This window comes from Pseudoalteromonas sp. ECSMB14103, from assembly GCF_000813065.1.
Taxonomy (GTDB): domain Bacteria; phylum Pseudomonadota; class Gammaproteobacteria; order Enterobacterales; family Alteromonadaceae; genus Pseudoalteromonas; species Pseudoalteromonas marina.
Map to the genome: position 1 here is coordinate 334,354 of NZ_JWGY01000003.1, position 12,292 is coordinate 346,645.

Here is a 12,292-nt window from a genome sequence, read left to right on the forward strand (position 1 = left end):
CTTGTTTTGCCTAACTCTGTATTAAGCTAGTTTCTTATTTTCTTGTGTTTGACGCTCTAACTTTTTAGCAAGTTCACTAAGCATGTCGCGGGTAACAAGTACAATGCCTTTTTTTGATACCCTAAAACCATTTTCTTCATCTGTTTTACGGTCAAACCCTATTTCAAGCCCTGCAGGTATTTCACAACTTCTGTCTATTATTGCACGTTTAATTTTACATCCGCGGTTAATAATAGCGCCCGGTAAAATAACCGATTGTTCAATTTCACAAAACGAGCGCACATGCACGTTAGAAAATAACAATGATTTTCTTACTGCCGAACCTGAAATAATACACCCTCCAGAAACTGTAGAGTCAAGGGCCATTCCTCGCCTGTCGTCATCATCAAATATAAATTTAGCTGGGGGTAATTGCTCTTGGTATGTCCAAATTGGCCACGCTGGGTCGTACAGGTCAAGTTGAGGCTCAGGCATAACAAGCTCCATGTTAGCCTCCCAAAATGAGTCGAGTGTTCCTACATCGCGCCAATATGGCTGACCTTCCTGTTGAGGGTCTCTAAATGGGAATGCAAAAACGTTATGCTCTTCAATAATAGCGGGGATTATGTCATGCCCAAAATCACGTCCTGAGCCTTCATTTTCAGCATCTTTCTTAAGTTGCTCAAATAAGAACTCAGTATTAAATATATAGTTACCCATTGATGCTAAGCATGTACCCGGCTTGCCTGGCACTGAGCTTGGCATTGCTGGCTTTTCATCAAAACGACAAACACGGCTTTCTTCATCTACTGTCATTACACCAAAGGTATCTGCAGCTTCTTCAACAGGTACTTCGATACAACACACGGTCATATCGGCCCCTTTTTGAACATGTTCAGCAAGCAATGCACCGTAATCCATACGATAAACGTGGTCGCCTGATAAAATCATTACATATTTAGGTAACTCATGACGAATAATATCCATATTTTGAAAAACAGCATCGGCGGTGCCGCAATACCATTCATCACCATGGCGTTGTGATGCAGGTAATATTTCAACCGATTCACCTAATTCCTTTTTAAAGTGCCCCCAAGCTCGATTTACGTGGCGAATAAGTGAGTGAGATTTATATTGTGTTGCTATACCCACACGCCTAACACCCGAGTTGATACAGTTAGACAAAGGAAAATCAATAATTCTGTGTTTACCACCAAAGTAAACGGCTGGCTTTGCACGCCAGTCGGTCAATTCGTGCAGGCGAGAACCACGACCACCAGCCAGTATTAACGCATACGTTTCTCTAGTTAGGCTACTTATGTAGCGATTTGCATAATTAGGCATACTATTCTCTCCATTTATCTAACTTTTAGTGGCTTTACTGGTAGTTGTCGTTGAGTCAGTGTCACTAGTATTGAGTGGGGTTAAATGCCAAATGTCGTCACTGTATTGGCTTATGGTCCTATCACTTGAAAATATGCCACTGGCAGCGGTATTTAAAATACTCATTTGCGTCCAATAAGCTTGATCAGCATAGGCTTTATCTACTTGCTTTTGTGCAGATACGTAGCTTTCGAAATCGTGTGCAACAAGCCACGGATCGTGTGGGCTCTTAATTGCATTAATTACATCGTCAAATAGGCAAGGTTCAAATAAATTAAAGTGCCCGCTTTCTAGCAAGTGCATAACATTGGCTAAGTCGCTATTTTGTTCAATTAAATGTGCGGGGTTATAACGAGATTTAATATCATCAATCTGATGTGCCTCTGCACCAAATAAGAAGAAATTATCGGCACCAACGGCATCTCTAATTTCGATATTGGCGCCATCTAACGTGCCAATAGTTAATGCACCATTCATCATGAACTTCATATTACCGGTGCCTGAAGCTTCTTTACCGGCGGTTGAAACTTGCTCAGACAAATCAGTAGCTGGACAAATAACTTCCATGGCTGTCACATTGTAATTAGGTAAAAAAGCCACGCGTAAATACGACGACGCGAGGGGATCTTTATTGATCACATCTGCCACATTATTGATTAGCTTAATTATTTTTTTAGCCATGTAGTAACCCGGTGCAGCCTTACCACCGAGTAAAACACAACGTGGCACTAATCCTTGTGTATCACCACGGCGAATGCGGTCATATAAATGGATAACATGGAGTATATTTAGTAACTGACGCTTGTATTCATGAATCCGTTTAACTTGTACATCAAACATCATGGATACATCAAACTCTACACCACAGCGCTCTTTCACTAAATCAACTAAACGTTGCTTGTTTGTTACTTTGGCTTTTTGCCACTGTGCTTGAAATGATGTGTCATCATAAAAACGACGTAGCTGGTTTATTTGAGCAAAGTCACGTACCCAATCGGTGCCTATTTTCTCACTAATCAATTCACTCAATGTAGGGTTACAATGGGCAAGCCAACGGCGAGGTGTAACCCCATTGGTTTTGTTATTAAACTTGTTAGGCCAAAGTGTATAAAACTCTTTAAATAAACCCGCTTTTAATAGCTCTGTATGCAGTGCAGCAACACCATTAACTGAATAGCTGCCTACAATGGCTAAATAAGCCATGCGAATTTGCGGTTCGCCACCTTCCTCTATTAGCGATAGCTCTCGCTGTTTATCAACATCACCAGGCCAATGCTGTGCAACTTCGGCTAGAAAACGTGCGTTTATCTCAAATACTATTTCTAAAATACGGGGTAACAATTTTGAAAATAATGAAACTGACCATTTCTCTAACGCTTCTGGCAATAATGTATGATTTGTGTAGGCCATTGTTTTTGTGGTTATTTGCCATGCATCATCCCAGTCGAGCTCGTAATCATCAACTAACACTCGCATAAGCTCTGCCACTGCAATACTTGGATGAGTATCGTTTAATTGAAAAACATGGTAATCGGCAAAATCAGTAAAGCTTTCACCATGATCACTCACCCACTGTTCAACTATATCTTGAATACTCGCTGATGATAAAAAGTATTGTTGGCGTAGTCGTAGCTCTTTACCATTTTCACTGCTGTCGTTAGGGTAAAGTACCATAGTGATTTGTTCGGCTAAGTTTTTTTGTGCAACGGCTTCTGAATAACTACCCGCGTTAAATTCAGTTAGGTTAAATTCGTCGGTCGCTTCTGATTTCCATAAGCGTAGCGTGTTTACAATATTGTTTTTATAACCAGGAATGGGCACATCGTAAGGCACTGCTAACACGTCATGGCTACTAACCCACTGGCGGTGTTCCCTACCTTGTTTATCAGTATAACTATTTACATAACCACCGAACTTGATGCGCTTAGAGTGCTCGGGAGCACTTAGCTCCCAAGGGTGACCCTCACGAAGCCAATTATCGGGTTGCTCTATTTGATTACCATCATTAATTGATTGGTTGAACATTCCGTATTCGTATCTAATGCCGTAACCCACAACGGGTAAAGCTAAACTTGCACAACTATCTAAAAAACACGCAGCTAAGCGCCCTAAGCCACCATTACCAAGGCCTGCATCATGCTCTGCGTCTTCAACTGTTTCAATTTCAGTACAATATTCTTGTAGTGCCGATGACACTTGATCCTCTAAATCAAGATTTAATACCGCATTGCCCAGAGCACGCCCCATTAAAAACTCAAGTGAAAGGTAACTGGTTTTTCTGCTTTTTTGCTGTTTGATTTTTTTATTCGTTTCTCGACACCGTGCCACTAAACGATCGCGGATCGTCAATGCTAATGCATGGTACAAATACAGCTGCGACTCACCGACTTTGTCTCGCCCTAGGGTGTAATAAAAATGGCGCGTTAAATCATCTTTTAAGGTGCTTTCGTCTATTACTGGGCCTTCTTGCCACCCCTTTACAACACATACTTGTTCAACTTGCTTAGCCATTAGCTACGTCCTCTAAGTTAGCACTAAAAACCCAACTACTTTGTGCAGAAATTTCAACGGGTGCATCTTGGTGAGTTGTTAAAGATGCATTATTTACACTTGATAAAACCATTTGCCACTGCGCATTAATAGGTGATGGAGGCAACTGACAACTGACTGATTTTTTATTAGCATTGAATACAATAAGTAATGCGTGTTTATTTTGCTTATCTAGTAAGCTATACATTAAAAATTGACGCGAATTCTCATGCCAATGCGAATCTGTCATAGTGTCACCTGTTTCGGTAAACCATTTCACTGTAAAGCGCTCGTCTATATCGTCTAAAAACACACTGTGTTTAAACGCACTATGTGCACGTCTAATTTTAAGGGCATCGTCTATAAAACGCGTTAAAGAATGATTCAGCTGTGAGTCTTTCCATGCAAGCCAACTCGTGCGATTATTTTGACAATATGCATTGTTATTGCCTCCTTGCGAATGCCCTATTTCACTGCCAGCAGCAATCATAGGCACGCCTTTAGAAAGGATTAATGTGAGTAAAAAATTTTTTTGTTGTTGTAATCTTAATGCGGCTATTTTCTCATCAGTGCTAAAGCCTTCTGCCCCGCAATTAAATGAGTAATTAGCACTGTGGCCATCTCTGTTATTCTCGCCATTAGCTTCATTGTGTTTATGCTCGTAACTCACTAAATCTGCAAGCGTAAATCCATCATGGCTGGTTATAAAATTAATACTATTTAATGGGCCTCGATGGCTATGCTCAAATATATCAAACGAGCCATGTAAGCGTTTAGCCACGTTGGCTATAATCCCTTCATCGCCTTTCCAAAAACGACGAATTACATCTCGGTATTGGTCATTCCACTCTCGCCAAGGTGGAGGAAAAGCCCCGAGTTGATACCCACCAGGGCCAATATCCCATGGCTCACTAATTAACTTTACCTTATTTAAAACAGGGTCTTGAGCAATAGTTTGTAAAAACGTATGCGCTGAACTAAACCCAGCCTTTGAGCGGCCCAGTATTGTTGCTAAATCAAATCTAAAACCATCGACACCCATTACTTCAACCCAATATCGCAGGCTATCGAGTACGAGCTGCAAGGTTTTTGGGTGATCTATATTAATGGTGTTACCACACCCCGTATCGTTTATATATACATTGGGTTGAGCTTCTACTGTACGGTAATAAGCAAGGTTGTCTAACCCGCGCAACGACAATATGGGACCATCATTACCCGCTTCAGCTGTATGGTTGTAAACAACATCTAAAATAACTTCAATATCTGCAGCATGAAGCTCCTTAACCATCTGTTTAAACTCGTTAATATCGTCGTTTACCAAATAGTCTTTGTGAGGAGTGAAAAAGTTAAGCGTGTTGTATCCCCAATAATTTTGTAGGCCTTTGCCTGTTAAAAATTGCTCGCTAATAAAGGCATGCACAGGGAGTAGCTCTATTGCTGTGACTCCAAAACTTTTTAAATGGTCAATAAAATGCGGGTGACTCAATCCTAAAAATTTGCCTTGCAGCGTCTTAGGTATTTTAGGATGACGACACGTAGTCCCTTTTACATGACACTCATAAATGACTGTTTTAGACCATCTGTGATTCGGTTTTTTATGTTCATAAAAATCAATTGATGACACTTTTGATTTTGGTATATCAATGGCATTGTTAACGGTACTTTTGGTGCCTATTGGCATTTGTCCATAATGGCGTTCACTCCATGTAAACTCACCAAATAAATCTTTAGCGTAAGGGTCAATTAATAATTTATGTTCATTAAATAGCAGGCCATTATCAGGGTTATATTCACCCTCAACCCTGAACCCATAAAGTGCCCCAGTGGTGAGAGGTGCAATATGGATACTCCAAATACCACCTTCATTTATATTCATAGCCACTTTTAGTATTTCAGAGTGGCCACTTTTATCAAATAAACACACATACGCTTGTGTCGCTTTTGGCGCGTACAATGAAAAATTAACACCATTTAAATGCAAGCTCGAGCCAAGAGGCTCAACAAGGCCGTGAGTTACTTCGAATTGATTACTCATCTTGTACCTTTTGCAAATAAATTGTTGTTAAGCCACCCATAGCAATAGTGATGCTTTGGTTAAAACCATGTTGAGGATTGTCGTTAGTGACAACAGTATTTGATTGGTTTTGTGATACTTTAATACCGGAACCAAAAAATTCGCTTTCATCCGTGTTTATTATTACTTTATAAACGCCTTTGCTCGGAACGCCTAAGGTATATTCTTGATATGACATAGGCGTAAAGTTGGCAATCACAACTACAAAGTCATGGGCATTTTTAGCGTAACGTACAAAGCTTAAAATGCTTTGCTCGTTATTATTGTTGTCAATCCAATCAAATCCTGCGGCACTTGAGTCAAGTTCATACAGCGCGGGTTGATTTTTATAAACCTCATTTAACGTTTTTACTGTCTGCTTTATACCTTTATGACTTTCATGTTGTAGTAAATGCCAATCAATAGAATGATCATGCCCCCACTCAGCACGTTGGGCTATTTCCCCCCCCATAAATAATAACTTTTTACCTGGGTGTGCCCACATAAATGCATAATAAGCACGTAAATTTGCGAATTTTTGCCAATCATCGCCCGGCATTTTTTCAATTAGCGCGCCTTTCCCATGAACAACTTCATCGTGACTCAGCGGTAAAATAAAGTTTTCACTAAATGCATATACCATCGAAAACGTGATTTCGTGATGGTGATGTTGCTTATAAAGTGGATCGCGTTGCATATACAACAAGCTATCGTTCATCCACCCCATATTCCATTTATAGCCAAAGCCTAGGCCATTATGCTCAACACTCTGCGTAACACCTGGCCAAGCAGTCGACTCTTCTGCCACCATCATAATGCCAGGGTTGTTTTTATAACTGCGTAAATTAACCTGTTTGAGGCATTCAATTGCACCGAGGTTTTCGCGACCGCCATAGCAATTAGGTATCCACTCACCTTCTTTACGGCTGTAATCTAAGTACAACATTGACGCAACGGCATCTACTCTTAAACCATCTAAGCCAAATTGATGAAGCCAATACATTGCATTAGAAATCAAAAAGCTCTTAACTTCTGGACGGTCATAATTATAAATATAAGTATTCCAATCTGGATGAAAGCCTTGGCGCATATCGGCATGTTCGTACAAGTGCGTACCATCAAATCGGTGTAAACCATGGGGATCACTTGGGAAATGCCCAGGAACCCAATCAAGTAAAATCCCTACATTATATTTATGGCATTGCTCTACAAAATATTTAAAGCTGTTGTAATCGCCAAAACGACTGGTTGGAGCAAACAGCCCAACAGGCTGATAGCCCCATGAACCGTCAAACGGATATTCACTTATGGGCATAAGCTGTAAGTGGGTAAAGTTCATTTCAAGCGCGTAGCTTACGAGTTTGTCGGCAAGTTCGGTATAACTTAAATAACGATTACCTTCACCTCGCTGCCACGACGCTAAGTGCACCTCATAAATACTGATTGGTGCGTCTATATGATTGCGCTTTTGCCTATTGCTTATTGCTTTTTCACTTAACGCTATTGCCTCTGGTTTGTATTGAAGAACACTCGCGGTACCTGGAGCCTGTTGCATTTTAAAAGCGTAAGGGTCTGCTTTTTCTATTACCTCACCACTTTGCGCTGTAATGGCAAATTTGTAGCACATGTCTGCTTTAAGCTCGGGAATGAATAACTCCCACACACCACTGGCAGGGTGAAAACGCATGAAATGTCGATTCGCTTGCCAAAAATTAAACTCACCAATAATTGAAACGCTGGCTGCATTAGGTGCCCACAAACAAAAACGAACGCCATCTACATCTTGCTGGTTGGTAAAGTGCGCGCCAAAGTGCAAGTATGCATGCTCTAAACTGCCCTCGTTAAATAAGTACATGGCATCTGTATCAAGCTCACTGTTAAAACTAAATTCATCAAAAAACGTAGTCGAAGTACCGCTATATTTGGCTGTACATAAATAAGGCGAGGTAGGCAAATGACTTACACGGGCTATAAATAAATCACTGTGCTTATATCTTTGCGTTTCGACTAGTTGATTGTCAATTGACAAAGAAACATGTTGGGCACCAGGTAAATATACACGCACTTCTATATTAGATTCACTTACTTTATGTGCACCTAAAAAGCTAAATGGGTCTTTAAATCGCCCTATGTTAAGTGCATTAACTTGGGCATCGTAGTCAGCGTATTGAGATTTAGGTAATGCCGAACTATTTGAAGCTGTACTGCTCATTTAACCCTTCCTTATTGAATCGATTGCAGCTAAAAGCGTGGCGTTGTTAGCAAAAATTTCTTCACATGTATGTGTTAATACACGTCGCCAATTTGGATATTCTTTGTCTGTACCAGGAATATTCACAGGATATTGCTGTTCATCTAAATCATCTATTTGTAGTGCAAACAATCGAGAATCTGAGCCAGCTAAACACTGGCTAAGCGCACGATAAACCGACTTAGCATCGCTGTGTATCGTTAATGTAAGATTAGCTGTAGCATTAATAAAACGAAGCAATCGCGTCTTTTCATCGATTCTCTGGTTGGTAATTTGCGTTGATTGTTGGTCGTCAATTAAGTGATATTGTTGTTTTATAACTATGTCATCGTGCTGCCACCAGCCTGTAAAGGGCGGTACATCGTGATTTGCAATCATCAACAAACACTGAGAGGGTAATTCGTGTAATGGTAAAAAATCACCATCGTTTTGCTTTTCAAAATAAAACAAACTGTTTGAAAAAATACCACTACTTGATAATGCATGTTTTACTTCTGGTGGAACAATGCCTAAATCTTCACCTATAACTATGCTTTGATTAATATGCGACTCTATTTTCAAAATAGCCAGCAAATGTTCAAAGGGGTAATAAATATAGCAACCATCTCGCTGACCATTATTTTCAAAACACCACCACAAGCGGCGAATAGCCATAACATGGTCGATTCTTAGCCCGCCTACATTCTGCATATTTTCACGAATTAACGAACGGTAAAATGAGTAATTATTGTGTGCTAAACTTTGCGGATTTAAAGCCGGTAACCCCCAATTTTGCCCGCCCTCAGCCCAAGGATCAGGCGGTGCACCCACACTGGCATTATCGGCGAATAATGACCGTTGTGATTTGAACTCAACACCATCGCCAGCGCACCCAACAGCTAAATCATTAATCAGACCTATTGCCATCCCCCCTTTCTTGGACCGCTCTTGACATAAACCAAGTTGAAAATGCGCTTGCCATTGTAGGTAATAATCAAAAAGAGGGGTTTGTGAATCTATTATTTGTAAGGTGGGCTGATGTTTATCGCAAAAAGTATTGAATGCATCACGACGAAGTTTACTGGCTGTTAATTCAAAATGGTTGTACAGTGCTTTAAATAATTTATATTTAACGCAACTAACATCCTCGTAATTAATAAACTGTCCGCTTTTATTTAAAAGAGAAGTCGCCTCATCACTTTGCATAATTTTTGCTAATTCAGCATTGTTTTTACTGTCTTCGCACAAATCAACAGAAATGTATAAAGGGTTTAGTAACGCTCGACTATTAGGGCTGTATGGGCTTGCACGCTCAGGCATGTCGCAAAACAACAAATGCAGAGGATTGAGCAATATGTAATCCATATTGTGCTCACAGCACAAGTCAACTAGCGTGAGTAAATCTGAAAAGTCGCCAATTCCCAATCTTTCATTATTTTTAAGCGTATATAACTGAACCGACACCCCCGTTTTTTTTGTATCTTCAACTTGAAAAACACGCTCGGGCACAGACCAGATCTCAGTACTTGCGTGCTGTTCGCCTACTGTAATGTCTGCGTGGTAATACCCTGTTGGTATTGAAGGTAAAGGCAGTGTAATTTCAATATAACGGACGCCATTAAAGTGGTATTCGCCTGTAATTATTAAATCATCAAGGTTAGTAAATTCACACTCTATTCCCAGTTGTTCAACACTTACTGATGCAGTTTGGCTAAGTTGTCTGTCATCTATTTTCACTTTTAAATAACAGTCTGTTTGCTCAATTAAACTTACATTGGGTAAGAGCTGCATCCAAGGCTCTACATCGAGCTTATAATTTAATTGAGCTATTTTGTTATGATCGTTTGTATCAACACCACAACATTGCAGGGCACGCTTACGTGTATCTTCACTGAAAAATATCTGCTCGCCTGTGTATTTAGTAAACTCATAACCAATACCGTGTAAGTAAAACAACTGCGAAAGTTCGTTCATTTACAGGCCTTAATTAATACGTTGGGTGTTAACAATACTATTTTCAGTTCCAAAACTGTTAGCCTCATAAGCGTCTGCTTTATGATCGTTATCCCAAAATTCGCCATTTATTAAATAACGAAAGTGGTATTGTTGATCAAGAGGAAGGCGTTGTTTGCATTTAAACACGCCTTGTTTTTTATTAAGCTTCATTGGCACGGGCTGCCAACTGTTAAACTCGCCAATTAAGCAGACTTCTTGCGCATCTGGGTGAGCAAATTCAAAGGTGATTTCCGCTTCATCTTTTGTTTTAAAAAATCGTTTATGCAACATAGTAGGCTCCAACTAAACAGTAAAAGGTATTTAATTATTGCCACAGGGCCTATTTTTAAGCTGGCGATGTGGGAATGTATTCAGTCAAACTTTAAGCTAACCGTAGTAAAGCAAACTTTTGTTTACGCTTTATTACAGTGCAGGCAATCTTACTTATCGCACTTTATTAGTGCGTAAAACATAAAATATAGATATTAAGAATGGCATATTTAGTACACAGCAATTTTCAAACCAATTGGAGCGATTTAACTATTTAATACTTACCTTTATTACACTGATGACTTGGTTTGAAGTAAAAAGAGAGCTTACCCAATAAACTACTTTTGTTACGTATTCACATCAGTGATAATACACATCAAGTTAACGCTCTGAAATATCGTAAATTTCATGTTGAAAAAAAGCATTTTATTAACTACGGCATTAATTTTTTTTGTTGTCGCAGTGTTTATTATTTCCTCAATCTACACCTTATACAGTAAAAAGGAAATTTCATTCGACCCTAAACTCAAAGAAATATCAGGCATTGAATTTGATAAGCGCGATCGCTTGTGGGCAATTAACGATGGGGGTGACGATCCAAAGCTTTACCGCTTAAATAAAGATGGGTCGATTGCGCAAGAGATTTTAGTATCTAATGCTAAAAACATTGATTGGGAAGACATGACTCAAAATAAATTTGGTCATTTCTTTTTAGGTGATTTTGGTAACAATAAAAATGATAGGCGTTGGCTGACTATTTATAAAATAGAGAATCCAATTGATATCAAAACCGATACAACAAATGCCGAAATAATAAAGTTTACGTACCCTGAAATGGATGGCAATCCAATAAAACCAAGTAATCGTAATTTTGATCTAGAAGCGTTTGTAGCTCTGGGTCGCCACCTTTATTTATTCACTAAAAACCGCACAGAACCTTTTGATGGCATTACAAATTTATACAAAGTAGGCGACCACGCTGCTAACTTTAAAGCCCAATTAATAGGATCTTTTAAAACCTGTACAACAATGGAAAAACTGTGCTGGATAACCTCTGCAGCGTTAAGCCCAGATCGTAAAAAACTCGTACTACTCGACTCTACAAGTATTTGGTTATTTGAGAACTTTAAAGGTGATCAGTTTTTCTCTGGTGATGTGTCTAAAATAGATTTAGGCATCGTTACGCAAAAAGAAGCCATCACTTTTTATGACGATAATACAATTGTATTCACCGACGAAGAGTTTAAAGGAATTGGTGGTAATGCCTACTTTATAAAACTTGATAAAGCAAAAAAAGTGGTTGTTAAACGCGCTCTCCCATAGTGCAAAAACATAAATTCACATAGGAAGTACATCAACGTTTAAACTTGGTTTCTAAAATAACCGAAGAAGTTGTGCGTTCCACACCATCTAAATTACCAATATCATCGAGTAAGTGGCTGAGTTTTTCTAAGTTTTGTGCTTGTACAACTGCAATTAAGTCAAACTCACCACTAATAGCATAAAGCTGTGATATAGCATCAATTTGCTTTAGCTCAATATTCGTCTTAGTAGTAAGCTTTTGAATCACCTTTATTGACACATGCGCCGATACCATTTTACTTAAAAAAGCATCGCCGTAATCAACGCTATAGCCTTTAATAACACCCGTTTCTTCTAATTTAAGCATTCTACTTTGCACTGTAGAACGCGATAAATTAAGGATTCTAGCTAAGTCAGAAATACTCGCTCTGGCGTTGGTTTTAAGAACAGAAAGTAGCTTTTCATCTTGTGGAGTTATCATATTGCTTATTGATTTCGTTATTTTGACTTTTATTGTAATCAATTTTCACAAAATAGCACTGCAAATT

General features: G+C 39.2%; 8 protein-coding genes. 1 reads left to right on the forward strand and 7 read right to left on the reverse strand.

Going from position 1 to position 12,292, the window contains the following annotated elements:
* Window positions 1–21 precede the first annotated feature (21 nt).
* The 6 genes from glgC to RF53_RS09305 are packed head-to-tail and all read right to left on the reverse strand — an operon-like array spanning window position 22 to window position 10,463.
* Window positions 22–1,323, reverse strand: coding sequence for a glucose-1-phosphate adenylyltransferase (gene glgC / locus RF53_RS09280; protein ID WP_006791778.1), 1,302 nt, complete (start codon window positions 1,321–1,323; stop codon window positions 22–24).
* An 18-nt stretch (window positions 1,324–1,341) separates the two neighbouring features.
* Window positions 1,342–3,873, reverse strand: a complete 2,532-nt coding sequence (locus tag RF53_RS09285; RefSeq protein WP_039037408.1) for a glycogen/starch/alpha-glucan phosphorylase — start codon at window positions 3,871–3,873, stop codon at window positions 1,342–1,344.
* Window positions 3,866–5,929 carry a glycogen debranching protein GlgX gene (gene glgX / locus RF53_RS09290; RefSeq protein WP_039037409.1) on the reverse strand — a complete coding sequence of 688 codons (2,064 nt, stop codon included), beginning with the start codon at window positions 5,927–5,929 and terminating at the stop codon, window positions 3,866–3,868. The genes RF53_RS09285 and glgX overlap by 8 nt, the downstream gene beginning before the upstream one ends.
* Entirely contained in the window at window positions 5,922–8,159 is a 2,238-nt protein-coding gene (glgB, locus tag RF53_RS09295) for a 1,4-alpha-glucan branching protein GlgB (protein ID WP_039037410.1), read from the reverse strand. Before glgB ends, glgX begins: the two co-directional genes overlap by 8 nt.
* Complete coding sequence (gene malQ, locus RF53_RS09300; protein ID WP_039037411.1) at window positions 8,160–10,151, reverse strand: 4-alpha-glucanotransferase; 1,992 nt, start codon at window positions 10,149–10,151, stop codon at window positions 8,160–8,162.
* A 9-nt stretch (window positions 10,152–10,160) separates the two neighbouring features.
* A complete protein-coding gene (locus tag RF53_RS09305; protein ID WP_008127875.1) occupies window positions 10,161–10,463 on the reverse strand; it encodes an isoamylase early set domain-containing protein in 303 nt (100 codons plus the stop codon).
* 387 nt (window positions 10,464–10,850) lie between these two features.
* Between RF53_RS09305 and RF53_RS09310 the strand changes: the two genes are divergently transcribed.
* Window positions 10,851–11,765 (forward strand): hypothetical protein, encoded by a 915-nt coding sequence (locus RF53_RS09310; protein ID WP_039037412.1) that lies wholly within the window; start codon window positions 10,851–10,853, stop codon window positions 11,763–11,765.
* A 31-nt stretch (window positions 11,766–11,796) separates the two neighbouring features.
* Here RF53_RS09310 and RF53_RS09315 read toward each other — a convergent pair whose 3' ends face one another.
* The gene (locus RF53_RS09315; RefSeq protein WP_006791771.1) at window positions 11,797–12,225 is read right to left on the reverse strand and encodes an Lrp/AsnC family transcriptional regulator; all 429 of its coding nucleotides are present in this window, start codon (window positions 12,223–12,225) and stop codon (window positions 11,797–11,799) included.
* Between the last annotated feature and the right edge of the window lie 67 nt (window positions 12,226–12,292).

What these genes read in the sequence shown, in the direction of transcription:
- glgB (WP_039037410.1), bottom strand. Translation starts at nt 8,159, where the DNA reads ATGAGCAGTACAGCTTCAAATAGTTCGGCATTACCTAAATCTCAATAC.
- RF53_RS09285 (WP_039037408.1), bottom strand. Translation starts at nt 3,873, where the DNA reads ATGGCTAAGCAAGTTGAACAAGTATGTGTTGTAAAGGGGTGGCAAGAA.
- RF53_RS09305 (WP_008127875.1), bottom strand. Translation starts at nt 10,463, where the DNA reads ATGTTGCATAAACGATTTTTTAAAACAAAAGATGAAGCGGAAATCACC.
- RF53_RS09315 (WP_006791771.1), bottom strand. Translation starts at nt 12,225, where the DNA reads ATGATAACTCCACAAGATGAAAAGCTACTTTCTGTTCTTAAAACCAAC.
- glgX (WP_039037409.1), bottom strand. Translation starts at nt 5,929, where the DNA reads ATGAGTAATCAATTCGAAGTAACTCACGGCCTTGTTGAGCCTCTTGGC.
- RF53_RS09310 (WP_039037412.1), top strand. Translation starts at nt 10,851, where the DNA reads ATGTTGAAAAAAAGCATTTTATTAACTACGGCATTAATTTTTTTTGTT.
- malQ (WP_039037411.1), bottom strand. Translation starts at nt 10,151, where the DNA reads ATGAACGAACTTTCGCAGTTGTTTTACTTACACGGTATTGGTTATGAG.
- glgC (WP_006791778.1), bottom strand. Translation starts at nt 1,323, where the DNA reads ATGCCTAATTATGCAAATCGCTACATAAGTAGCCTAACTAGAGAAACG.